At 43.9% G+C, this 25,015-nt stretch carries 25 protein-coding genes and 1 pseudogene; 5 read left to right on the plus strand and 21 right to left on the minus strand.

Annotated elements, in window-relative coordinates; translation table 11 throughout:
• Window positions 1–8: 8 nt before the first annotated feature.
• Window positions 9–1,610 carry a gamma-glutamyltransferase family protein gene (locus G4D54_21990; GenBank protein QJA04914.1) on the minus strand — a complete coding sequence of 534 codons (1,602 nt, stop codon included), beginning with the start codon at window positions 1,608–1,610 and terminating at the stop codon, window positions 9–11.
• 143 nt (window positions 1,611–1,753) lie between these two features.
• On the opposite strand from G4D54_21990, the gene G4D54_21995 reads away from it, so the two are divergent.
• Both G4D54_21995 and G4D54_22000 read left to right on the plus strand, forming a co-directional pair.
• The gene (locus G4D54_21995) at window positions 1,754–2,302 is read left to right on the plus strand and encodes a chromate transporter (protein QJA04915.1); all 549 of its coding nucleotides are present in this window, start codon (window positions 1,754–1,756) and stop codon (window positions 2,300–2,302) included.
• A complete protein-coding gene (locus tag G4D54_22000; GenBank protein ID QJA04916.1) occupies window positions 2,299–2,856 on the plus strand; it encodes a chromate transporter in 558 nt (185 codons plus the stop codon). The genes G4D54_21995 and G4D54_22000 overlap by 4 nt, the downstream gene beginning before the upstream one ends.
• Before the next feature lie 454 nt (window positions 2,857–3,310).
• Here the strand turns inward: G4D54_22000 and G4D54_22005 are convergent, their stop codons facing one another.
• From G4D54_22005 to G4D54_22020, 4 genes and pseudogenes are all read right to left on the minus strand, one after another.
• Window positions 3,311–4,603 carry an ATP-binding protein gene (locus G4D54_22005; protein QJA04917.1) on the minus strand — a complete coding sequence of 431 codons (1,293 nt, stop codon included), beginning with the start codon at window positions 4,601–4,603 and terminating at the stop codon, window positions 3,311–3,313.
• Window positions 4,604–4,872: 269 nt separating this feature from the next.
• Window positions 4,873–5,393: pseudogene (locus G4D54_22010) on the minus strand (sensor histidine kinase).
• Between the two features lie 14 nt (window positions 5,394–5,407).
• Window positions 5,408–6,781 (minus strand): MATE family efflux transporter, encoded by a 1,374-nt coding sequence (locus tag G4D54_22015; protein ID QJA04918.1) that lies wholly within the window; start codon window positions 6,779–6,781, stop codon window positions 5,408–5,410.
• 56 nt (window positions 6,782–6,837) lie between these two features.
• Window positions 6,838–7,302 (minus strand): S-ribosylhomocysteine lyase, encoded by a 465-nt coding sequence (locus G4D54_22020; protein ID QJA04919.1) that lies wholly within the window; start codon window positions 7,300–7,302, stop codon window positions 6,838–6,840.
• A 322-nt stretch (window positions 7,303–7,624) separates the two neighbouring features.
• Between G4D54_22020 and G4D54_22025 the strand changes: the two genes are divergently transcribed.
• Window positions 7,625–8,503 carry an aminoglycoside 6-adenylyltransferase gene (locus tag G4D54_22025; GenBank protein QJA04920.1) on the plus strand — a complete coding sequence of 293 codons (879 nt, stop codon included), beginning with the start codon at window positions 7,625–7,627 and terminating at the stop codon, window positions 8,501–8,503.
• Window positions 8,504–8,666: 163 nt separating this feature from the next.
• Here the strand turns inward: G4D54_22025 and G4D54_22030 are convergent, their stop codons facing one another.
• The 12 genes from G4D54_22030 to G4D54_22085 form a co-directional block, all read right to left on the minus strand.
• The gene (locus G4D54_22030; GenBank protein QJA04921.1) at window positions 8,667–10,742 is read right to left on the minus strand and encodes a transcription antiterminator; all 2,076 of its coding nucleotides are present in this window, start codon (window positions 10,740–10,742) and stop codon (window positions 8,667–8,669) included.
• 168 nt (window positions 10,743–10,910) lie between these two features.
• Window positions 10,911–11,561 (minus strand): ketohydroxyglutarate aldolase, encoded by a 651-nt coding sequence (locus G4D54_22035; protein ID QJA04922.1) that lies wholly within the window; start codon window positions 11,559–11,561, stop codon window positions 10,911–10,913.
• Window positions 11,562–11,586: 25 nt separating this feature from the next.
• Entirely contained in the window at window positions 11,587–12,069 is a 483-nt protein-coding gene (locus G4D54_22040) for a hypothetical protein (GenBank protein QJA04923.1), read from the minus strand.
• A 23-nt stretch (window positions 12,070–12,092) separates the two neighbouring features.
• Window positions 12,093–12,983 carry a 4-hydroxy-tetrahydrodipicolinate synthase gene (gene dapA, locus G4D54_22045; GenBank protein ID QJA04924.1) on the minus strand — a complete coding sequence of 297 codons (891 nt, stop codon included), beginning with the start codon at window positions 12,981–12,983 and terminating at the stop codon, window positions 12,093–12,095.
• A complete protein-coding gene (locus tag G4D54_22050; GenBank protein ID QJA04925.1) occupies window positions 12,984–13,598 on the minus strand; it encodes an SIS domain-containing protein in 615 nt (204 codons plus the stop codon). It abuts the gene before it with no gap.
• Between the two features lie 4 nt (window positions 13,599–13,602).
• Complete coding sequence (locus G4D54_22055; GenBank protein QJA04926.1) at window positions 13,603–14,364, minus strand: 2,4-dihydroxyhept-2-ene-1,7-dioic acid aldolase; 762 nt, start codon at window positions 14,362–14,364, stop codon at window positions 13,603–13,605.
• A 59-nt stretch (window positions 14,365–14,423) separates the two neighbouring features.
• Entirely contained in the window at window positions 14,424–15,713 is a 1,290-nt protein-coding gene (locus tag G4D54_22060) for a PTS ascorbate transporter subunit IIC (GenBank protein QJA04927.1), read from the minus strand.
• A gap of 48 nt (window positions 15,714–15,761) precedes the next feature.
• Window positions 15,762–16,037, minus strand: a complete 276-nt coding sequence (locus tag G4D54_22065) for a PTS sugar transporter subunit IIB (GenBank protein QJA04928.1) — start codon at window positions 16,035–16,037, stop codon at window positions 15,762–15,764.
• Between the two features lie 18 nt (window positions 16,038–16,055).
• Window positions 16,056–16,496: a PTS sugar transporter subunit IIA gene (locus G4D54_22070; GenBank protein ID QJA05269.1), complete on the minus strand. Its 441-nt coding sequence runs from the start codon at window positions 16,494–16,496 to the stop codon at window positions 16,056–16,058.
• Between the two features lie 433 nt (window positions 16,497–16,929).
• The gene (locus tag G4D54_22075) at window positions 16,930–17,226 is read right to left on the minus strand and encodes a hypothetical protein (protein ID QJA04929.1); all 297 of its coding nucleotides are present in this window, start codon (window positions 17,224–17,226) and stop codon (window positions 16,930–16,932) included.
• Between the two features lie 124 nt (window positions 17,227–17,350).
• Entirely contained in the window at window positions 17,351–17,905 is a 555-nt protein-coding gene (locus G4D54_22080; protein QJA04930.1) for a PadR family transcriptional regulator, read from the minus strand.
• A gap of 67 nt (window positions 17,906–17,972) precedes the next feature.
• Window positions 17,973–19,259, minus strand: a complete 1,287-nt coding sequence (locus G4D54_22085) for a DUF2974 domain-containing protein (GenBank protein QJA04931.1) — start codon at window positions 19,257–19,259, stop codon at window positions 17,973–17,975.
• Between the two features lie 107 nt (window positions 19,260–19,366).
• Here G4D54_22085 and G4D54_22090 point away from each other — a divergent pair, with 107 nt between their 5' ends.
• Both G4D54_22090 and G4D54_22095 read left to right on the plus strand, forming a co-directional pair.
• Window positions 19,367–20,851: a glucosaminidase domain-containing protein gene (locus tag G4D54_22090; GenBank protein ID QJA04932.1), complete on the plus strand. Its 1,485-nt coding sequence runs from the start codon at window positions 19,367–19,369 to the stop codon at window positions 20,849–20,851.
• Window positions 20,852–20,889: 38 nt separating this feature from the next.
• Window positions 20,890–21,555, plus strand: a complete 666-nt coding sequence (locus G4D54_22095) for an HAD family phosphatase (protein ID QJA04933.1) — start codon at window positions 20,890–20,892, stop codon at window positions 21,553–21,555.
• A 360-nt stretch (window positions 21,556–21,915) separates the two neighbouring features.
• Here the strand turns inward: G4D54_22095 and G4D54_22100 are convergent, their stop codons facing one another.
• The 4 genes from G4D54_22100 to G4D54_22115 form a co-directional block, all read right to left on the minus strand.
• Window positions 21,916–22,668 carry a glucosamine-6-phosphate isomerase gene (locus G4D54_22100; GenBank protein QJA04934.1) on the minus strand — a complete coding sequence of 251 codons (753 nt, stop codon included), beginning with the start codon at window positions 22,666–22,668 and terminating at the stop codon, window positions 21,916–21,918.
• Window positions 22,665–23,135 (minus strand): hypothetical protein, encoded by a 471-nt coding sequence (locus G4D54_22105; protein ID QJA04935.1) that lies wholly within the window; start codon window positions 23,133–23,135, stop codon window positions 22,665–22,667. Before G4D54_22105 ends, G4D54_22100 begins: the two co-directional genes overlap by 4 nt.
• A complete protein-coding gene (locus G4D54_22110; GenBank protein ID QJA04936.1) occupies window positions 23,135–23,881 on the minus strand; it encodes a glucosamine-6-phosphate isomerase in 747 nt (248 codons plus the stop codon). Before G4D54_22110 ends, G4D54_22105 begins: the two co-directional genes overlap by 1 nt.
• A 67-nt stretch (window positions 23,882–23,948) precedes the next feature.
• Entirely contained in the window at window positions 23,949–24,713 is a 765-nt protein-coding gene (locus tag G4D54_22115) for a glucosamine-6-phosphate isomerase (protein ID QJA04937.1), read from the minus strand.
• Window positions 24,714–25,015: the final 302 nt, after the last annotated feature.

The raw sequence follows: 25,015 nt of genomic DNA on the forward strand, positions 1-25,015 counted from the left end.
TATTGCCATTACCAGCAGGCAATGCTGCTGTCGGTTCTTGACTCACTTCCTGCCATAAATGTTCCATTATCAAGCCGCACAATAATCTGCCCGCGTCCGAAGCCGGCAGTCTCCAAATCAACCTGAAGCTGATGACCACGCTCCTGCAGCTTTCTTGCAATGTTGGTATCAAAGCTGTCCTCTATGATAAATTTTTTATCCTTCACCCACTGCCAGCGGGGTGCATCCAGTGCCTGCTGTGGATTCAGATGGAAATCAATCATATTCATAACCACCTGCACATGTCCCTGGGGCTGCATATAGCCGCCCATGACGCCGAATGGACCAACTGCTTTTCCATTCCTTGTAAGAAATCCGGGAATGATGGTATGGTAGGTACGCTTTCCGGGAACAAGAGCATTGACATGATTACGATTCAAAGAGAAATCATGTCCGCGGTTTTGAAGGGCGATTCCTGTGTCCTTTACTACAACCCCACTGCCAAAGCCCATATAATTGCTTTGAATGAAGGATACCATATTTCCTTCGCTGTCTGCTGTACATAAATATACGGTACCGCTTTTCGGCGGCATGTGGACCGCAGGCTGTTTGGCAAAAGCTTCGATTTCCCGCGAACGCTCTCTGCCATAGGCTGCATGTAACAGGCTTTGTACCCCGGTTTTCATATATTGGGCATCTGTAATATGATGCAAGCCGTCTGCAAATGCCATTTTCATCGCTTCAAACTGATGATGAAACATTTCCTCATCACGCTGTGCAAACTGGAATTCCTTTAATATATTCAATGCCATCAATGCAACGATTCCCTGTCCGTTAGGCGGCAGCTCCCAAACATCATAGCCGTGATAATGTACTGAAACCGGATCCACCCATATTGCCTTATGCTGCTGCAGATCCTTTTTCCGCAGGTATCCGCCGTGTGCGATACTGTCTTCTTCTATACGCTGTGCAAGCTCTCCTTCATATAAGGCGGCTGCCTGTGTTTCCGCTATTTTCTCCAATGTTTTCGCATGATCCGGAAGCTTTACCAGCTGTCCTACCTCCGGTGCCATTCCCTGAAAGGTGAATGTCTGAAACCATTGTGCAAATACCGGATCATCCTTTTTATCCGTATAGCTTCTGACAGCCATCTTCCACATTCTGGTAAGATCCGGCGGTACCGGATATCCGTCACGGGCGTAGGTGATCGCAGGTGCGAGTACCTGCGCAAAGGGCAGCTTTCCAAACCGGCGGCTTAATTCCGCCCACGCCTTGGGTGCTCCCGGTACCGTTACCGGTGTCCATCCATGCTTCGGCATTTCCGTGATACCCTGTTCCTTCAGTTTTTCTATTGAAATTTCCATAGGTGCACAGCCTGAGCTGTTTAAACCGTACATGGCATCCTTGTACCACACAATGGCGAAGGCATCGGAACCGATACCGTTTGCTGTAGGCTCAACAACGGTAAGTGTTGCGGCTGTCGCAATCGCGGCATCAATGGCATTGCCACCCTCTCGCATAATCTGCAATCCCGCTGCAGCAGCAAGATTGTTTCCGGTAGCAACAACACCGTTTGCGGCTACTGTGGGATAGCGGCCTCTGGTATAGGGCTGATGATATATATTGAACATAAGTAAACCTCCATATGTATTATTATATAGTGTAGCGCTTTCTCTTACAATCCCAAAACCAGGGGAAAATACCCCACAGTTCTTGTATTTATGTTTGTTTTTTGTATAATATGGGTATTCTTTATATGGAAATGAGGGTGTTTATGAAAATTTACTGGGAACTGTTTTCTGTCTTTATGCGGATCGGAGCCTTTACCTTTGGTGGAGGCTATGCCATGCTGCCGCTGATACAGAAGGAAATTGTGGATAAAAAGCATTGGGCCACAGAAGAGGAAATTATGGATTACTATGCGGTTGCGCAGTGTACACCGGGAATCATCATGGTGAACACGGCAACGTTTATCGGCTTTTATGAGAAAGGAATCCTTGGTGCTATTATCGCAACGCTGGGTGTTGTTACGCCAAGCATCATCATTATTCTGCTGATTGCCTCTGTGCTTACCACCTATTCCTCACTTGCTATGGTTCAGCATGCTTTAGCAGGTATCCGTGTCGCGGTTTGTGTTCTTGTTTTAAACGCTGTTGTCAAGCTCTGGAAAAGCGGCATTAAGGATACCTTCGGCATCTTGTTATTTGCCGTTGTCCTAGCTGCAATCACCTTTACCAGCGTATCAACCGTCCTTGTTGTTATCATCGCCGCATTACTCGGTGTGATTGTCTGTGCACTTCGCCGCAGGGAGGTGAAGGAATGAATCTGGAGTTATTGCTGCTTGCCTTCTACGAATTTTTCAAAACCGGACTGTTTGCCCTTGGAGGTGGTCTGGCTACCATACCGTTTCTTACGGAAATGATGAATAAATATCACTGGTTTACTGCAGATATGCTGACCGACATGATTGCGGTGAGTGAATCAACACCAGGTGCAATCGGTATCAATATGGCAACCTACACCGGTTATCATATCAATGGTGTGCTGGGTGGTATCGTTGCGACGCTTGGGCTTGTTGCGCCAAGCATCATCGTGATCTGTATCGTTGCGCAGTTTCTGAAGAAGTTTAAGGACAGTGAGCTGGTGAAATCCGTTTTCTACGGTATTCGTCCAGCAGTCACTGCACTCATCGCCTCTGCCGGTATAACGATTTTCATCGCTGCTTTATTTCAGGATAGTGAAAATTTCATGGAAATGGTCAAATGGCCGTGTATCCTGCTGTTTGCCGTTATCTATTATTTATCGAATAAACGCAAATGGCATCCAATTTTGTGCATTGCTGCTTCCGCCGCTGTGGGTATACTGTTTCAGCTGTAGAATATATGGGAAGCTTCGCTCCCTATATTTGCAACAAATTATTTCATATTCAAAACGATTGAAAATCGTAAAATCGCTAATATTTTAATTTATATCAAAGAAAGTGAACTTATAGATTTCAACGATATTTTATCCATATTCATCAGAAAAAGAAGGGGTCTTTCGCATTGTGTGAAACACCTCTTTTTTACTATACTTCACCCATGTCTAATCTATCTCTGTTCCTTATTAACAGATAGATTTCCTATCATAAAAACGGAAGGATATCCAACAATAACGGTGATAGATATTGTCGGATAAGATATTTACACCGAAAATATCTTAAGCATTATAATCTCGAAATAGATTCTCCGCTCATGATTTGTGTTAGCAGTAAAAGCTATATCTATCTTATATTCAAAAAGATTGAACTTTTAATCGTGCTAAGCTCAATCTTATATAGAATAAAAGTTTATTAAAGAAACATCAGCATATATAACGGGTAATCCTCTATCCTTTCAGATATATTTAAATTTCTGATAGAAAAGCGTAATGCTCTTTTCGGCTCATACTTATCTATATACGCTTTTAGACTTCTTGCCCTTGTGTTCATGGAGCTTTTCACTTCAATAGGTACAATACCGCAATCCTGTTCAATAATGAAATCTATCTCTGAATGAGAAGACGGTTCAAAATAATGCAAACTGTATTTATTGAATGTCAGCATCTGCGCCACAATGTTTTCATAGATTGCTCCCTTATATACACCTAACTCATTCTTCAGAATATCCTGCATCACATTTTCTTTGAACTGAGAGAGTAATAAGCCAGTATCACTCATATATATCTTATATACAGAAGATTCCTTATAGGCCTCCATCGGTACATCGATACATTGCAGCCGGTAACAAAATGAAATAGTCCCGCTGTCTTTCAGCCACTGCAGGCTGTTTTCAAAATGCGCTGCCTGTCCTCCCTTTCTCACGAGCTTATATTGAAACTTCTTATTTTCTTTTGCGAGCTGCAGAGGAATGGAACGAAAACATTCATGTGTTCTTATTTTTTCTGATGCATCTGCGTATTTTGCCATATCCCGATAGTAGCCTTCTACTATTTGCTGCTGAATATTTCTTGTCTTTACAAAATCCTCGGTTTCCACAAAGGTTTTCACCGCTTCCGGCATACCCCCGGTTATTATGTAATTTCTGAAGTGCTTCATATATTCTTTATGAATACCTTCATTTACTCTTCGCTTTTCTGTATAACATTCCTTAAGGTAGGAAATATGTTCAGCTTTTAAGCCAACAGCATATAAAAATTCCATAAATCCCATTGGTTGCATTTCCATGGATTCCACATAGCCTACAGGATAGGAGGAAGTACGATTCACAGCTACTCCCAGCAGACTGCCGCTCAAAATGTAATCATAAGGTGTTTCTGTACCTAGAAATTTGATGGATGTCAACGCCTGGGGACACGCCTGTATTTCATCCAATATAACTAAAATTTCTTTAGCCTTCCAATCTGCTTCAGGGAAGAAAACCTGCAGATTCATCATGATTTCTTCCGGTTTCGATGTCTGTTCAAAAAAAGCTCTGATATCATCATCTCTTTCAAAGTTAATATATACATAAGATAGGTAGTGTTTTTTAGCAAAATTAAGTATGCTGTACGTCTTTCCCACCTGTCTTGATCCAGATATGAGTAAAGGTTTATGATTTTCCTGCTTTTTCCACTTTAAGAAATTTTCTTCTATCATTCGATACATAGCATCACTCCTATAATAGTAGTATACTACATTTGAATGCAAACGCCAACCCTGTGACATTTTTTTATGAACATAAAATCATAATTATTTTTATTTTTGTGTACATAAAACAATAAATTTTTATGATTTTATGAAGATAAAACCATTTTCACCCTTGTTATCATTCTAACATAGCTGTTTATGATTATTAAGCTATCCTTCAACAATCTCTTAATAAGACTTATCCCATCAACTGCAATAATCAGTTACCTTTTTTACCAGCTTCACTTTTACGATTCGATTGGCAATACAATTTCCACTGTAAATATTTTATGATTAACAGTTCTTGTAATAATGCCATTTTTCTCCTTCACCACTTCACAAACACGGTTAAAGCCGATTCCGTGATTTTCTTTATCTTCTTTACTTGTAATAAGCTTCTGATTATCCATATGGATTTCTTCTATATTACAGCTATTTTCTATAATAAGCCTAACCCTGTCCGCTTTTTTTATTGTTGAAAGCTTTATAAACCTTTTTTTTCTACGTATTTTTGAGCCTCTATAGCATTATCAATCAGATTTCCCAGGATCGTTGTCAATTCAAAAAGATTCAGAAAATCCAGCGTATTTTTAAAACCACACGTTAAATCAATATTTAGTGATTTTATTTTTTCTACTTTTGAATGTATCAGATAATTCAAATACATATTTGATGTTGAAAGAACATCTATAATTTCCATCTTTCCCATAATATCCTGCAAATATTTTAATGCCAGCTCATCATCAACCTTAATCGTTGATTCTAGCATAATGAAATGATTTTTTAACTTTCAAATTCTAACACAATGATTACCTCTCGCATACCTGCTCTCTTCATATCCTTTAAGAACCACCCCAGCAATACGATACCTTTCCCGATCGAACTAATCGTAATTGCCCACCAGACGCCATTCAGCCCCAGCCATCTTCCCAGCAATATCGCCATCGGTATTCGTGCGCCGGTTAACGTGATACTTACAATGGATGGAGGCAGCGTTTTCCCAAGTCCGCTGAAGGCACCAGCTGTTGTGATTTCCATACACATAAACAACTGGGAAACACCAAGAATACGAAGATAATCCACCCCCATTGGCAACACCTCTGCTTCCTGAATAAAGACCTGAAAGATGAGCTGTGGAAAAACAATCAGAACAAGAGAACAGAACACACCCCAGGACAGCATGACAATCATGGAGAGCCGATACCCCTCCCGGATTCTATCTGTATTTTTCGCACCATGGTTCTGAGCCACAAAGCTGTTCAAAGCCGCCGCATAGCCTTCCGCAGTCATCCAGGATATGGATTCGATTTGCGAGCCTACCTTCTGGACTGCCACGGCAGCATCTCCCCAGCCTGCAATCAATCTTGCAATGACCATGGAAATGCCAGAAAACAGCATACTTTGCACAGCGGAAGGTAGCCCGATACGGAAAATTTCCATGGTATGCTGTGAAGAATAAGAATGCAGTATATGGACATTACTGAACAAGACCGTATCCCGTAGTATGGTATGCAGAAACAACAGCATAACCACCAGCTGTGCAAGAACTGTCGCAATTGCAGCCCCCGCAACACCCATTGGAGGAATTGCACCAAAGCCGAAAATAAACAGCGGATCCAGCACGATATTCAAAACAAGCCCGATACCGGTAGCGATAAAGGAGGTTCTGCTGTTCCCCATCGCTGTCAGAATCCCGGTGAATATCTGATTCATAAAAGAAAATATGACCAGACCGCAGGTAATCATCAGATACAGCTTTGCATCCTGTATGACCTGTGCGCTGTTCAGCTGAAAGAAGCCGATCATCTCATCCGCAAACACAATAGACAGAATACCGAAGCCGATGGCAAATACAATTCCCATCTGAATCGAGCTCTGTGCATAGGACGCCGCATCCTCCTTCTTCTGCGCCCCCAGCGCATGGCCGACCTTAATCTGACCACCCATCTTCGCCAATGTCGCCAGACCGTTGGACAGCCACATAAACATACCGGCTGCACCAACGGACGCAACAGCACTTGCACCGATTTTTCCAATCCATATCATGTCGATCAGATTATAGGCCATCTGGATCAGACTGGTTGCCATGATTGGCAATGCCAGCGCGCTTAATGCAGGAAGAATGTTTCCCTCCAGCAAATTGATACGTGTTTTCATACGTCACCCTCTTTCAAAAGAAAGGCTTCAGACCAATCCAGTCTGAAACCACTGATTTATTGTGGATAAACGAGCTGTTCCTCGTTCCAGTCCTTCATCACCTGACCATAAGCCTTTGCATAGGCCTTCGCCTTGGCAAGATCATGATCCAGATAATTGCCACACTCCTTAGACTCCTGTGCACCTGGGATATCTCCCTCAAATCCCGCAATGAACGCCATCGTATCCTTAACCAGCTGTACCGCCTGCGCCTTACTGATAGAATCTCTCGTTAGAAAATAGAAGCCTGTTCTACAACCCATCGGCCCGGCATAAATGACTGCATCACTGTATACCGAATTTCTTACATAGGTAGCGAACAGATGCTCAAAGGTATGAAGACCATCGTTATCCAGATACGTACCGCAGTTTGGCTTCACCATTCTAAGGTCATAGGTAATAATATCTCCATCGATTCTTGATATATACATTCCTTTTTCCAGTATGTCATGATCAATACAAAAGCTTGTAATTTTTTCCATGTTATATTCACCTCTATGTTCCATTATAAAGGGATAAAACAAGACTGTCCAGCTGAATCCTTTGTAGAAACGGCAACAGCAAGTTATTTCTTTCTCTGTTAAGCGTTTTGCGTAGTCATGCACTGTCAGATTTTATAATATATTCTTCTCTATTCACATCTGGTTTAAAGGCATTCGGTAACTTCCTTCCTGAAAAAGCATATATATTTTCTGTTTTCACGTTATAATACATATAGAATAGGAAAGCGGTGCACCACATGGATGAGCAAAATACAGCTATAATGCTATCCCACCGTGCTGCCAGAGGACAAGGTGAACATTCATGAGAACAGAAGACGAAATAATGAAGCTGCTGATCAACACAGCTGCGCAGGATGATAGGATACGGGCGGCTTACCTGGAAGGCTCCCGTGTGAACCCGGATGTGCCCAGGGATATGTTTCAGGATTATGATGTCGTATATATCGTAAAAGAAACAGCTTCCTTTCAAAAAGATAACAGCTGGATTGATCGTTTCGGTGAACGGCTTTATATGCAGTATCCGGAAGACAGTGTCTATGATCCAGGGGATAAAGAAAACTGTTACGGGTGGCTTATGCAGTTGAGGGACGGAAACCGGATTGATCTTCATGTCTGCACACAGGATTATGCAAAGACGCATCTGGAAGCCTATCAAATACTGCTTGACAAGGATGGAATCCTCCCGCAGCCAAGTAAAAAAGCACTTCAGCAATACTGGATTCAAAAGCCTTCACAACAGCAGTTTTCCTGTACCTGCAATGAATACTGGTGGTGTTTGAATAATGTCGCGAAGGGATTAAAACGAAATGAGCTCCCCTATGCACTGGATGTTATTGACTTTACCCTGCGACCCATGCTGAAACGTCTATTGGAATGGAAAATCGGCATTTCCTATAACTTTCAAATCAGTGCCGGAAAATGCGGAAAATATATGGAACAGCTGCTGCCAGATGCTGTATATCAGACCTTTCTGGCAACCTACGCAAAAGCTGAGAGTGAGGCGCTGTGGCAGGCGGTGTTTACAATGTGTGAGCAGTTTCATGAAACAGCTATAGAAATAGGATGTCAGCTTGATCTGACCTACAATGCACGGGAGGCATTAAACAGTATGAAGTATCTGAAGGATGTCTATTTTCTGCCAAGGGGTGCTAAAGAACTGCAGGAATACATGCAGCGCTAATTCTTTTAAGAATACGGCACGCTGCAAACAAGAAAACAGGATATAAGGGAAGCGCAGAACGTATGATATAGAAGCGAAAATAAATCTCAGACATAACACTTCGAGGCTTCCTCAAGACAAATACACAGGACGATGATCTGTAGAATCACCGCCCTGCTTTTCACTATTGATTTTCTTTTAAATACACCATAACCTGATCGCTGTTTTCCGCCTGATCCAGCATATCGAAGAATTCCTGCTTATTAAACATCTCCAGAAGCTCCGCCATGGCGCACAAATGCGTCTGATTATCTGTAGCACTCAGGCTGAAAATATATTTTACCGGGTCATTGTCACGGTTTCCAAATTCGATCGCGCTGTTTAATACGCCAACCCCAAGTGCAACGGACAACGCCCCAGCTTCCGGCTTCACATGCGGCAGCGCCACATGCTTTGTGATAACGATATACGGCCCTACGATCCTTACGCTGCTAATGGTTTCCTCCACATAATTCTGCGTGATATAGCCATGCTGTACCATCGGCTCATAGGCTTTCCGCACAGCCTCCTCCCAGTTATCGGCATCCATATGCAGACGGATCAGCTCAGGCTTGACCATATCCGCAAGATGCAGGACACGTTCCTCCTGTGTAGTCGTGTCAATATGAGAGAAATACGTAATCAGCTCATTGTACAATGCATGCTCATTCTGGATATTCGCATATTTTGCTACGATCCCCATCACGACATCAACATTGGGCTGCTTTAAAAAATGACTTCCCATCTGCATGTAGACCTCGCGCATTACCTGATAGCGCTCTGCGATGGACATGACCGGACTTACCCGAATGACAGGCGCATGGATACCCGCACCCAAAGAAACATAGCTTGTGGAAAATATGATATCCACATGCTCTTTGACGTCATGGATATGCGAGGTTTCCAGCGGTGGCAAAAAATGCAGCTCGGGAAACATACCGGTAAGCTCGTTATAAAGAATGGCAGAGCTGCCGATTCCATTGGAACACACCACCAGTGCAGTCTTCTGCTTCGCTATTTCAAACGCTTTCTGATCGGAGTAAATGGAAGCAAAATGCATGGTCAGATATGCAATCTCTCCTGCCGGAATATCTCCACCGAAAATCACATGAAACGGCTTCATGGTTTCCTCCACAAGCTGATACAGCTCCCGGTATTCCTCCCTCACCTTGTCACACAGTGGATTGAATATCGGCAGACGGCAGAGCAGACGGTAATAGGCCGGTCGAAAATGAGAATACAGCTGAATGAAGATTTCCTCGGTATTGCGGTAATGGGCTCCGCTCAGATATTCAAAACGGGTCATGATTTTTCCGATGATATCGGAGATCAGTATACAATCCTTGGTCTCCTCATTGATATCGCCAAAGGAAATTCCCAGTATCCACGAGGAGATATAATTGATATCCGTATTTGTAATATTGTCAGTGTTCTTGTAATTCTTTAACAGCTCCACCGTAAACTCATATTCCTTCATCGAGGATATTGCTTCCATATCCAGCAACGCATGGATTTCCTCCTCTGTGTTTTTTCCACTCTGCATACGTGCCTTCAGAAAAATAAAAATATAAATAAACTCCACCAGACGGTCTTCTACAAACCGAATGTTATGCCGCTGTGCAAGCTCCGTGATCACCAGCCGTGAATAATCAAAAATATCCAGATTGAAATCGTCGATGAAGACATCGAAGATTTTAGCACTCTGTTCCTCGGCAAGTGTATAAATGACATACTTCATCATCATTCTGCGGATTTCCATTTCGGAGCCAATCAGATAATAGCCCTTGGTCCGGTTGTTTCTCACCCGGATGCCGCGCTCCTCCAGCATTTGTGTCAGTTCCTTGAAATCCAGCAGCACCGTGCTTCTGCTCACACCGAGAGAATCAATGAAATCACTCAATGACAGATACTCACTGTTCATAAACAGCATCAGATACATATAGATCTGACGTTCCTTTTTGTTCATGTAATACTGGCTGCTTTGATTCATCTCCTGAAGCAGCTCCTCAAGCTTCTGCCGTGCTTTGGAATCCAATCGAATTTCCTTCGCTGTTCCAATGGTAATGATGGGCGCATGATGCTGCCGCAGCAGATCGTTCACCTTTTCAATACGATAGGTTGCCTGACGACGGGTAATGCCGGCACTTACTTCGATATCCTTCAGAGTGAGATAAGGCTTATTGGACAGCACCTGCATGAGTGCCATGAGTTCATTATCCATACACATACCTCCCCATATGATGCTTACAACTAGATTTTATCTGAAAACGGTATCACTGACAAAGTGTTTTCGGTACAAGTTTTGTTTTGTATACGCACAAATTTTGAACTCAAAAAAAGGCGCAGCTCATCATACGCCTTTCATTGTATCATAATGGCTTTTAAAACGTTATCCCGCCGTAGTTTGCATTTCCAGTCTTGCTTCATCAATCAGCGTTCTGATTGAGCGTGCATTGGCTGCGATTTCTTCCCGGCTGCCTTTTGTGAGAAGTGAGCCGAAGCCGCAGCAGTCCACACCACGCAGCACATAATCCTTCAGATTTTTCAGATCAATTCCACCGCTCGCAAGAATCGGCATATAGGGAATCGGCGTCTTGAATACGGATACCAGTCTGGGACCATAGAAATCGGAAATCGGAAACGCCTTGATAAAGGCTGCCCCTGCTTCCAGAGCCTGAAGTGCTTCCGTTAATGTCGTGCAGCCCGGCGCATAGGGAATCTGATACCGGTTGCACATAACGGCAACCTCCCTAGAAAAATTCGGTGCTATGATAAACTGCGCATTGTGAAGGATGGCATGTCTGGCTGTTTCACTGTCAAGCACGGTTCCTGCTCCGATGATCAGACGATCCTGAAATGTCTCACGCAGAGCCTGAATCACCTCACCTGCATTGGGCAGCGTATAACTGATTTCAAGACAGCTGACGCCCCCTTCCAGACATCCGTTTGCGATTTCTATTCCCCGCTCTATCGTTTCGACACGAACGATTGCCATAGCGCCTGTTTCCGCTATGCGTTTTGTTAGCTCTGCTTTCTGCATATACGTACCTCCTGTTGTTTTAGCTTTATGCCTTTTGTACAACCTCGCAGGATATGTGATGGGTATGAAGGCAGTCCATGGCATACTTCTGTACATCATTCAGCTTCTTTCTCTGAAAGAGATAGACCGCCCCTGCGTATTGCCAGCCGGAGGGGTGCGTCACATGATCTCCTGAGAAAAAGAGCTTGACAGAGCTGCTGCTGCGAAGAATTTTTACCGCACGAATATCCCTATATTTCATGTGCCGCTGCTCTTTGGGAAGTGCCGGAAGAATCACCTCGTCGCGTTTAAATTCACATACCGGGGTGTTTTTGACAAGCCGAAAGCCATAACGGTACATGGCTTTTACAGAAAACCAGAGACCTGTGATGCTTAAGAACGCAAGCAGGAAATGTCCGGAACCGTAAACATAGATTGTCAGCAGCATAAGCAATATGGTTAAGCACAGATTCAGCAGCGTATACAGTAGCAGCTTTCCTCTATCTTCCCGTACGATGTATTCCTTCATATCCATCATCCTTTCCCGTGTTATTATATGAGATGGTAATACTGCAGCATCTCTTTGATTTTTTCATCATCCTGTGCACTGCATTCCAGTACCGGCTTTCTTGCCGGTCCGATTTCCGCAATCCCTGCCAGCTCTGCCGCACGCTTCATGACAACCGGTACCGTTCCCAGCTTCAATACGCCGCGCAGTACATCAATGTCCTTCTGCAGTTCCTCTGCTTTTTCTGTTTCTCCATTTCGCAGTGCCCTGTCCAGCTCCACCAGCACCTCCGTTATCACATTGGAGGTTCCTGCCACGGCACCGCTTGCCCCCAAAGCATAGCCATAGCTGATTTTGGAATCCGAACCGATCAGCAGATCGAAATCATCCCGCTTCGCAAGCTCTGCGTATGCCTTCAGATTTTCTTCCTTACCACTGCTGTCCTTGATACCGCGAATGTTTTCTACCTCTGCCAGACGTCCCACGACCTCTGCGCTTAAGTTACAGCCTGTTGCCTTTGGGATGTTGTAGAGAATGATGGGAATACTTACACTTTCCGCAACCGCTGTGAAATGCTGTACCAGCTCTTCCTCTGTCGGTGTCAGAAAATACGGTGTGATGACACTCAGAGCATCCGCACCCAGCTCCTCCATCTTCTTTGACAGACGGATGGTTTCCTTTGTGCTGCATGCCCCTGTCCCTACATAGACCGGCACACGGTGGTCAACCATCCCAATCACCTTTTCGGCAAATTCTATTTTTTCCGCTTCCTCGATCACATGAAACTCTCCATTGCTTCCAAGGATGAAGATTCCCTTAACGCCCTTAGCGATTAAATGATCGATCAGCTGCTTTGTCGCTTCATAGTTGATACTCTGTTCCTCATCACGATGAAACGGTGTTACGATTGGTGTTATGATTCCTTCCAGCTTCATTTATCTGTCCCCGCTTTCTTTGATACTTGCGCCCAGACTGCCGCCCGGATGCCATTTCACATACTGCTGCGGTGTCAGATTCTTTGCGTTCTGTAATAAGATGCTCAGGCTCTGCAGCATGACCATCTCTGCCAGTATAGAGGCTCTTGGCGGCTTGTTCATAGCATCCCCCTCCTGATTGACACCGGCAATCAGCGTGACGTCCCCCTGCTTTGCCAGCCAGGAATCAGCTTTTCCGGTTAATGCAATCAGCTTGGCACCATTGCTTTTCAGTGTCTCCACGGTTGCCTTCAGCTCGGTCGTCTCTCCGCTGTTGGAAATGGCAATTACGACATCTCCGCTCAGCACCTGTCCCGCACTGCCATGTACGGCTTCCGTTCCATGCAGCTCATAGGTTGGTGTTCCTGTGGAGGATAACAGCGATGCTGCATACCCGGCCACATGTCCCGGCTTACCGATTCCTGTCACATGCACACGGTTATGATTTTGTTCCGCCTGCAGAATCAGTTCTCTGGCCGCAATCAGCGCCTCTGCGTCAATGCTGTCTATGAAATTCTTCAATTCACTGGATTCGATATCCAGAAACTCCCGTATCTGTTCTTTTTCTACTGCCATATAGTTACTTCCTTTCCAGTTGCTCATATTCTCTCACTGCCTGTTTTAAGCCTTCCCGCATCAGTGCTGTATCAATAGCGGAAACAAGCAGACTGCTTTCCTTTTTAAAATATTCCTGCATCGCTATGCCGCCGATAATTCCAAAGCCCAAATCACGTTTCAAGCAGGCATCAGCGACCTTTTGAATCATATTGAGCTCTTCCTCACGCATGAGATCATCCGGCCAGCCCAGTGATATCGCCAAATCACAGGGACCGATTAGCACACCGTCAATTCCCTTCACATTCAGGATAGCATCGATGTTTTCCACACCCTGCCGTGTTTCTATCTGTACAATACTCATCGTTTTCTCATTCAGCTGCTTCATATGCAGTGCATGATTTCCCCCAGGGGCATAGTGCGTATTGGCTCCCCCGGAATAGCTTCGTTTTCCCAACGGCGGATATTTGCTCCACTGTACAAGCTGCTCCGCCTGTTCAGCTGTTTCAATCATCGGCACCATCACACCGCAGGCACCGCAATCCAGGATTCTGGATACATCGGATCTGGCCAGCTGTGCAACTCTGACGATCGATGAAAGCTTTCGCATATTGCCAAGCACCATAAGATCATGCAGCTGTTCATAGGACAGAACACCATGCTCGCAATCATACAGAATAAAGTCCATTCCGCAATCCTGTGCCATGATGACCAGAGAAGGATGCGCCAGTGCTTTCACAAGGACACCCTTTGCTTTCTGCTGTTTGATCAGCTCTTTCAGTTCCATAGGACCTACCTCTTTTCAAAAAGAAGGACAAGGACTTCCATCCCTGCCCTATTCGTGAATCAGGCGAAGATTCCCAGAATCCAGTTCAGGAATGCTCCGATAATATTGTAATCGACATTCGGGAAGGATGCTCCGGAAATTCCCAGACCTGCGAATGCAGGATACAGAATCAGCGGCAGACCGGTTAATGCCATACCAACGATGAAGGAACCAACCAGTGCGCCCTTCCATCCGCCATAGGCATTTCCGAAGATACCGCAGGTACCACCGGAGAAGAAGCAGATACCGGCTGCCGGAATCATAATGACACTGCTGTTGCATGCAATCATGATTGCCATTGCCGCAAGACCGCCTACGAATGCTCCCACAAAGCCGATCAATACAGCTGTCGGCGCGAATGGGAAGATTGCCGGACAGTCAACTGCCGGTTTGGAGTTTGGAATATATTTCTCAGAAATTGCAACGAATGCTGCGGTGATTTCTGCAATAAACTGACGCACACCATAAATCAGGACACTCATACCGGCCGCAAACTGCAGACCCTGCAGGAACGGATAGATAAACCAGATATCATTTCCTGCTTTTTCAAGCACGATGTCCATATGACCGTTTACCACACAGGCGATGACAGCCACGTAGAACAATACAACCATGAACAGTGCTACCGAGAAGATGAAGTCACGGAACAATTCAAAGAATTTTGGCATATTAACAGTGCTGGCATCCTTCTTCTCTTCTGTGCTTTTTCCCATTTTACCGAATAATTTCCCTACATATCCGGAGAATGCGTAACCGATACAGTTAAAGTGACCCATTGCCAGGTTATCGGCACCCGTGATTTTATTCATAAACGGCTGACAGAAGGATGGCAGTGCTGCTCCGCAGAATCCAAGCAGGATACCACCGGCGATTACCGTAAGCGGCATCGGCAGACCATTTGCAATAAAGATCAGTGCGATAACACATGCAAAGTACAGAAAGTGCTGTCCGGTAAGGAAGATTGCCTTAAATCTTGTAAATTTGGCAACGATCAGATTGACAACGAAGCCCAGTAGCATAACCAAAGCCACTTCCGTACCATAGGTATTCAATGCAAGACCTGTTGCGACCTCTACCTGCGTGGTAACTCCTTCGATTCCAAATGCTACATTGAACAAATCTGTAAATGTCTGTACAACACCTGACATTGCTGAAGATCCAATGTTGAAGACCATAAATCCGATAACTGTTTTCATCGTACCGCTGATCACATCCGTTGCGTGCTTTTTCTGCAGCAGCAGACCAATCATCGCAATCAGCCCCATAATCAATGCGGTATTTCGTGATTGCGCTAAAATCGCATCTAACATATGTTTTTCTCTCCTTTAGTTATTTTTTATACATTCCCTTGTTCATCCCTATTTTGTGGCAAGAAACTCTTCCATTTTGGATTTCATTTCCACCTTGTCCATGATATTGCGAATCCCCAGTGCATAAGGAACCTTGTCCTTTAATTCATCTGTCAGATCATCCATCGTGATAACAAGATCCCCGCTAAATCCATTCAGTGAATCCAGATTTCCATGCTCTGTCTGAATCGGATAGCCGTTTTCGCTGATGACCTGATCCGCCTTGATTTTCAACAGCATACTGGATCCCATGCCTGCACGGCAACATACTAAAGCTTTGTACATATCAGTTTCCTCCTTTTTCTATTTACTGATGTATTCCATGATTTCCTTTGCGCTCTCTGCCTGTTCCAGGAGCCTGTAAAATTGAGCATCCTCAAACATTCCCGCCAGCTCAGCCAGTGCATTCAGATGTTCCATGTTATCCTTTGCACTTAAACAGAACAGATATTTCACAGGATCGTTTGCTTCATTTCCGAAGACAACCGGTGTCTTTAAGGTTGCGATACCAATGGCACTTTCCAGTGCTCCGGACTCCGGTCTGGCGTGTGGAAGTGCAACATGCTTGGTAAGAACAATATAAGGACCGTTTTCTTTAACCCCTGTAATCATGTCATCCACATAGGACGGCTTGACCTTGTGTTCGTCTATCAGCGGCTGCGCAGATTTGCGAATTGCTTCTTCCCAGTCAGCAGCTTCAATGTTCAGCCGGATCAGCTTTTCATCTGTCAGATCTTTCAGCATCATGTCACCTCCTTCACGCTTCCTCGTTTGCTTTACACCTAGATAATAAAAGAGATTCAAAAACATTTCAATCCAATTTAAGTTCAACTTTTGTTTTGGATAATGACAGGATATGAACTCTTAAAAGCCCTTTATTTATAGGCTTTTCAAAGCATTTAACCGTATATTTGTAAAGTCTTATTTTTGTTTTGCGAACACGCAGACTCTGTACTGAAGTTATAAAAAGCCGGTAAATAACGTGCTGCAGCGTTATCTCTATCCATACAAAAAATGTGATGAATGCGGTTGAAGCTGGCTGCTGTTGTCAGTGCTGGGACCACTGTCATCAAACTGAAGGAAGACATTTCCCGGGAAACAGAATTCTTCGACAAAAATATACAGACATACAAAAAGGATGCAGCATATTGATATGTTACATCCTTTTTCTATTTGATTACTGATTTACTTCTGCATATTTTCTCCGCTCAGGACTCAGATTATCCACATAATAGCGGATTGTCAGACTCGCTGCGCATTTGCTTTTGTTTTTTGGCTCTACGATAAAGCCGTCACCCTCCAGCATAGCATCAAGCATAGCCTTACAGCATACATTTTGATTTCTTATGCCCGGCTCGCACTCTTCCAGCAGATCCTTCGCATTCACTTCGATGTACAGCCACTGCTTGTCATGTGCTTCCTGCTTCTTTGCCTGTAAACAGTTAAGATAATCCTGCATTGTCAGTTTTTCCATAGATGTTTCTCCCTTCTGTTCTAGGATATGATAATTATTCGCCCTCATTATATCATGTTTCTATAGATAATCACAGGCTTCCGTGAAATTTTAAGCTACCTTTACAGCCTGTATGAATATGGTTTCATCCTATTTTTTCTTTCAGCTTATCAATACACCAGTTGGCCCATTTGATTTCATTTTGATAGTACATAAATCCATAGGTCATTGTCATTCCCCAGTAAAAGGATTCATTATCCTTGTGAATCTGTGCTTCGAATTCCGGAATCTTATTCAGATCTTCATTCATTTTATCAATGATATCAGAACACTCCCGTATGTATTTCTCCAGTAGGCGCATCGTCTTGTCAATATCGATATTGCTGGAAAAGAATATTTTAATCAGCAGCGGATTCTTGTACTTCATGATATCCTCAAGATCCGCATCCGCCAGCCAGCGGTTAAGCTCCAGTCTTCCCTCATCAGTAATATGAAACACCTTTTTATTCGGCTTATCACTCTGATATACAATCTCACTGTCCACCCAGTTATGCTTTGTACAGGTGTTCAGCTCCTTATAGATCTGCGACGTCTGCGCATGCCAGAAAAAGGCAATGCTTGACTTAAAATAACGGTCAATATCATAACCCGTCATTTCCGCATAGTTCAACAGACCCAGAATTGCATGTTTCAGCGGCATAGGTACCCTTCTTTCTATATTTGCAGTATTCTACTATTAGAATACTATAGGAATGGCAACTTTGCAACTATATTCTTTCTTGGGAATCACCTTCGCGATTTCGTATTGATCGGATTGCATGCATGATTTTCTCATTATTTTCCGTAATCATTGCTTGAAATTCCTTTGTTTTCTCTTTTACCATAAGTTCATAATTATCAATGAGACCCTGTGTTATTTCCTTCATATCAATCTCATTCAGCTTTGCGACTGGAGAAGAAATTCTAACCGTATCCGCCATTTTCTGAAGCGTCTTGTTTGGCTGCAGCTCCTTGACCTTATCCATAATCAGCTTAGTCTTACGGCGGTCGATCAAATCCTGCAGGGTGATGGTCGCCATTTCCTCCTCCGGAATATCCTCAAACAGCGATACATACCGGGATACATCCACAAGCATCAGCTTATACAGTTCTTCCATGGAACAGCCGCTGTCAAAATACTCGTCCATTTTGGCGACAACCCGCTGCACCCGTTCCTCCTTCAGATTCATGAAGAAATCATTGATGAAATGATAGAAGAACTTCGGCATAACCGTTTTCTTCTCCGCCATAACATAGGCATTGTCCCGAAAATCCATCGCATACAAATTGTGGTTGTGATACAACTCCTCCATGTTTGTGCATGGATAACAGGAACGCACATAAACCGGTTCTTTTAAATTTTCAAAAAACGCCGAAACGCAGTCGTTCTCATTCTCAAAAATCAGCAGCTTTTCCAGAAATTCCGGATCCTTGGCACGCTGTTCATACAGGGAAAGAATCGGCTTTGTGATCCCCGGAGCATTGAAGCTTACCACCTTTACCAGGTAATCCTGCAGCTCTTTTTTCATTGTCAAGGCAACATACAGCGACAGATTGCCGCCCTTGGAATGTCCGCACATATAAAAGGGTTTTTGTATATCTGTTTTCTGTATCTGGTGCAGTGTAAGAATCTGTTGCCAGGTGGGGTCCTTCAAAAACATACGGAAGTTGTCCTTCCAGTCCTGCCATCCGGTTTTGTGATGTACATCATCCAGCTTTTCACTTCCGCGGAAAGCAAATATCAAAGCATCCTCCATCTCAAATGTATAATACACAACACCGCTGTCTGCGTTATCGTTATACCATTCCTTTACTGTCATATGCGCATATTCGTCCGGGTTGATCTGACGGACAAGCTTCATGTTGTTTTGGAAATCTGGATACTGACCGTAATCCTGCATCAGCTGCTCATCCTCCTGTATATGCCGAATCATATCCGAAACCGGTATGTTCACCGCATAGGTATCAAAATAGGAAAGAAGAGAAAGCTCATAAAATGTTTTTTCACATAGCATCGTCATCACCCTCACTTTTTTCATCATTATAAAACTTTTCTTAAGAATTACAAGAGTTCTTTCCTTTTTTTAAGAATTACGATACACTGTAGAAAATGGAGGAAGGCATGAAAAAAAACGTTCGAAAACGCAAGAGAAAGAAAATCAACCGCTATATTCCCATACTTGCCAGCGGACTTCTGATTGCCCTGACGGTTCTGGTTATCTCATGGGTTTTCTCTGCCAGAAGGACCTATACGGTTGTAATCCTGAAAGAAGGTGTTGAGCAGGAGTATGCACAATACCATTCTCTGGCGCAGGCAAAGGAAGAAATGCTGACGCAGACAAAACGAGCGGAAAAACAAAATGCAGGTATCCGCTATGATCATAAGCTGATTGCGATCGGTTATGGTGTCGTACAATTTCAAAGAAAGGACTGTACGCTCAACACCTCCTACCGTATGGCAAAAACAGAGGAAACAGGCTATACAAACGGTTGCTATGGAAATGATGCCGCCTTTGTCGATATCAGTGACGACGGAAGCGAAGTACGGTTTCGTCAGGCAGGAGTGGATGGCTGGGCAGCTGTCGATGAAGTCACCTTACATAATTATTATGACGAAAATGATGTGGCGTCCATCAATCACTATACTGCAAAATCTCATCTGTTAACGCATAAAATAACAACGAATATAGCAGAATCCAGCTACGCCAGTGAGCTGTCCATGGGAGAAACAGGGCTGAAGGATCACGCCTATTACAGCTATGACGGTCATTATTATTATTCCACCTTTGAAGATATGATTGATGATTATCGTAAGGGAAGTCATGAAAGAGCCGCAAATAAAGAAGCCTTCTACAATTACTATCAGTTTCTGCCGCATCGCAGCATCAGCCGCTATGCAGCGGACGATATCAACTGGTATGTGGAAAACTATCTCGGCTTTTCGTCCTCCTCGCAGTCTCTTCTGTATGACAGCGGCGCCTGGTTTATAGAGGCGCAGAAGCGTTATAGCACAAATGCCATCATGATGTTTGCACTGGCAATGAACGAAAGTGATTTTGGAAGAAGTGCAATTGCACGGGAAAAGAAAAATCTGTTCGGTCATGCAGCGTATGATGATTCCCCCTCACAAAGCGCCTCCGGCTATAAAAGCGTAAGGGAAAGCATCCTTGCGCATGCGGAAAAGTACCTGCAAAACAGTTATCTCAACCCGTTGAGCGATCTGTATCATGGAGGGTTCTTCGGCGATAAGGCAGGCGGCATGAATGTACGCTATGCCTCGGACCCCTACTGGGGAGAAAAGGCTGCGGATTTTTATCGGACCTTCGATATGGTGATGCAGGGAAGGGACCGTGACATTTCCTACCTTGTCAGTGAACAGCCAGTCACCGTATATTCCTCAAAGAAAAAAGACACTGTACTGTATAGGGCGGGAGCTGTTCCTTGCTCTCACCTTGTATTGAAGCAGGAGGATGGATGGTTTCAGGTGCGCAGCGATGGTCCTGTCCATAACGGAACGCTACAGAAAAACAGCAGCACCTATGGATTGAAAAACGCCTATGGATTTATACAGGAGGACTTGACGAACCAAATCCGTATACTACAATAAAGAGAGAAAAGGCGGAAGCCTTTCTGAAAGGAGAAGCTATGAATAAAAAAGGACTGTTATTTGATTTTAACGGAACGATGTTTTTTGATTCTGAAAAGCATAAGGAAGCATGGGATGTATTTTCTCAGAAATATCGCGGATGTCCGATTTCAGATTATGAGCTGGATCATACCCATGGGAAGACAAACAAAAAAATCATCGAGCTGCTGCTCGGCGACATGCGTGATGAGGAGAGTGAAAAGCTGTCCAAAGCAAAGGAAGCGCTGTATCGCGAGTGCTGTATCAATGATCCGAAGATGTTTCATTTAGTAGACGGTCTGGAGGATGTACTGGACTATTTGAAAGAGCTGCAGATACCGATGACCATCTGTTCAGCATCCATTAAGGATAATATTGATTTCTTTATTTCTTCCTTTCACCTTGACCGCTGGTTTGATATTGATAAGATCATTTATGACGACGGCACCCATGTCGATAAGATATCCATGTTTCATGAAGGTGCTCAGGCAATCGGAGTAAAGCTGGAGGACTGTATGATTATTGAAGATTCTCTATCCGGTCTTGATTTTGCATATCGCTGTCAGCCGGGCAGACTGATTGCGATTACCACGCCGGAGCGAAAAGCTGCATATGAGAAAATTGCAGGTGTTTATGCAGTCATCCATGATTTTCGCAATTTTGATACCTCTTTCTTTTTAAAGTAAATATTTCCAATATAAATAGGTAAATTTTGACAAATGTTAAAAAAAAGTTGATTTTACATATAAAATAGGTTATATTAACTATGTTAGTGTTATCAGCTGGCTTACTCTTTCTTCCCCCACCCATATAGGTAAGTCAGTATATCTTCCCCCAGATCGATAACACTAACACTTTTTTTATGTCATGATATACCCGACATTGCATATCGCACTTTTCAAAGCAATCGTCGTTACTTTATAATTTCACACCGTCATACAGAAAAAGGCTCAAGCTGTTTCCTTTCTTAGGATTCTCTTGAGCTTTTTTCCAGTTTGAAACAGGCAAAGAGGCGTATGCCATATTATCGCCTGTGCACACAACGTTTACAGAGGCAGCAGTGCCGCCGCTGCCTCATCAAGAATAACAGTTACATGCGGATGCAGCTGAAAGATAGATACCGGAAATTCCATTGTGACAGGATCCATGAATGCTTTCTTTGCTGTTTCGGCTTTTTCCTTTCCGCTTAGCAGAAATATAATATTTTTTGCGGACATAATTGTTTTTGGCCCCATCGTAATATAATACTCCGGTATCCGGGATGTATCCTCACTGTGGAAGTCATGATGCAGCAGCTTACGGGAATACTCTCTCAGATATGGTGTTTCATCTGTTCGCACAAGCCGTGTTCCTGCGTTCCAGCAGTCAAAGGTACCCGGTTGATTTCCACAGAAGTGGCCATTCTTCCCGATTCCCATAATCACAAGATCTAAGCCTCCCTGCTTCTGTATATCCTTATCAAAGGTTTTATAATTTTCCATATTCAAATCGTGAATATGATCCGGCGCAACCTCTGCGGCGTGGAAATATTTTTCATTCAGACTAATTTGACAAACGGATATTTCTTTCTCATGACGTTCATCCTGAAACCAGAATTCATCAAAGATATAGTAATGCACCGGATCAAACCACGGCCGGCCATGCACCTGTTTGGCAAGCAGTCGATATCCCTGTATACAGGTGCTTCCGGTTGTGATAGCGATATTGGTACGTTCTTTTTCAGTATGCATGTGCTTCAGCATCAGCTGAGCCATAACCTGACTCAGTTCCTCATAATCTCTGGTAACAATAAATTTCATAGCATTCTCCTTTTCCGTAATATTCGCAGCTGCCGTATGAACTGAAATGCGGATATACCTGTCACAGTAAGCGCCAGTGTAACTACAACAGGATTCTGATATGTCTGATTCCGTAAGATAAGCAGTGGGAAGACAATGAGAAATCCGCTGATAATAAGCAGCTTATGATGTTGTCTGCGCGATATATCCATCTGCTTCAGCAGTAGTTTCACACAGGAAAGCCGTGGCAGAAAAACACGATGTTCATATAGCTTTAGCAGTACTGCCAGCATACAGCCTGCTGAGACAGCCAGCCAAAGCGGTATCGAAAGTCCCAGTGCAGCACCGCAAAGCGCAGTACCGGCAAACAAAGCCCCATGCAATACCTGAAATATACCGCACTGCTCTGCGGGAATGTGATAAAGCTTATGATGCTTGGTATCCTCGATATATTGACAGTCCTGTTCAAAGCGGTGTACACGCAGCATTACAGCAGCTCTTTGATTCTGCCTGCGGCAGCTTCATCCAGAACGACTGTCACATCCGGATGCAGCTGAAAAATGGATACCGGAAAATCTTCACTGATAGGTCCGAAAAACGCTCGTTTCACTGCCTCTGCCTTTTGTTCTCCACTCATCAGGAAGACAATACTTTTCGCAGCCATGACAGTTTTCGGCCCCATGGAAATATAATGATCCGGAATGCGTGCTGTATCGTCGCTATGTAAATCCTCCTTCAACAGCTGCAGCAGCAGTTCTTCTACAAGCGGTGTCGCATGTCTGTCAATACGATGGGTACCCGTATTCCAGTTATCAAAGGTTCCCGGCTGATTTCCACAAAAATGGCCATTGCTTCCAACTCCCATAATTATCAAATCCAAACCGCCAACCTGCTGTATATCCTCATCAAAGGTGTCCGCGTTACTCTCATCCAGATTGTGAATATGACTCTCCTCTACATCCGCAAGATCAAAGTATTTGTAGTCCAGGCTGGCACGGCAGATACCTTTTGGATCATCCTTATACCAGAATTCATCAAAAATGTAGTAATGCACATTGTTGAAATATGCCTTCCCCTTCGTCTGTTCAGCCAGGATTTGATATCCGCGGACTGGCGTTTTGCCCGTTGTGATAGAAATATTGACACGCTCCTTGTCGCTATGCATATGCTTCAGCATTAGCTGTGCCATAACATTGCTTACTTCTTCATGATTCTTTGTAATTATAAATCTCATACATTCACCGGCAGTTTATTGAAACTGCCTTTTCCTTTCCGCTGATACTGGGGAATCAGCATCCCGTTTACAAAAGCTCCCTTATTTCAGATGCCGCTGCTTCGTCCAAAAGCACGCTTACATGTGGATGAAGCTGGAAAACAGATACCGGAAAATCCATAGTGACCGGACCGAAGAATGCCCTGCGTACCGTCTCAGCCTTTCCTTTCCCTGAGAAAATCATGACAATATTTTTTGCATCCATAATCGTCTTCGGCCCCATCGTGAGGTAATGATCAGGGATTCTCGACACATCATCACTGTGAATGTCATCCTTCAACAGAAATTCCAGCAGCTGATTCACCTGCGGCGTACAGTAGCGGTCAATACTGTGGCAGCCCTGATTCCAGTTTGTAAAGGTACCCGGATGGTTCCCGCAGAAATGACCATCCGTACCGATTCCCATAAGGACCATATCCATGCCGCCGGTCTGTTGTATCGCCGCATCAAAGCTGTCCACGGTTTCATCCCGCAGAGTATGAATTCTCTCTTCCGGGATATTGGCTGCCTGAAAGAATTTTAAATCCATGCTCATTTTATTTACGGGAATATCCACATCCTGAGTTCCCGGCTCCTTTGCATACCAGAACTCATCCACCACATAATAATGGACATGTTCAAAATACGGCTTGTCTTTCACCAGGGGAGCCAGTATTTGATATGCCTGTACGGGCGTCGTGCCGGTTGTCACGCAAATATTGACGCGAGGCCGGTCTGTGTGCATATGCTTCAGCATGGTGGATGAAATCACCTGACTCAGCTCAGCATAATCCTTTGTTATAACAAATCGCATGCTTATTTCCTCCTTTCCTTCATATCTTTATCCTCATTATAAATACTCTGATGACAGGGCAGGGAAGTGTCGACACTTTGAACACTTATTCCCATCATTCTGGCAGTTGCCTGCTTTCTTTTTTCATGTTCTCTTGATTGAAATTCATATATTAGCAGCATAGCTCAATACTAACAGCAGAACCTGATACCTTTTACTTCATGAGGACAGGTCTAAAGACGCATTCGCTGACGATATTTCCTGCCTATGTGTCGAAAGTGTCGACACATTACATATGGCGTCCGTTTCCCTTTAATATAAAA

This window comes from [Clostridium] innocuum (assembly GCA_012317185.1).
GTDB lineage: Bacteria > Bacillota_I > Bacilli_A > Erysipelotrichales > Erysipelotrichaceae > Clostridium_AQ > Clostridium_AQ innocuum.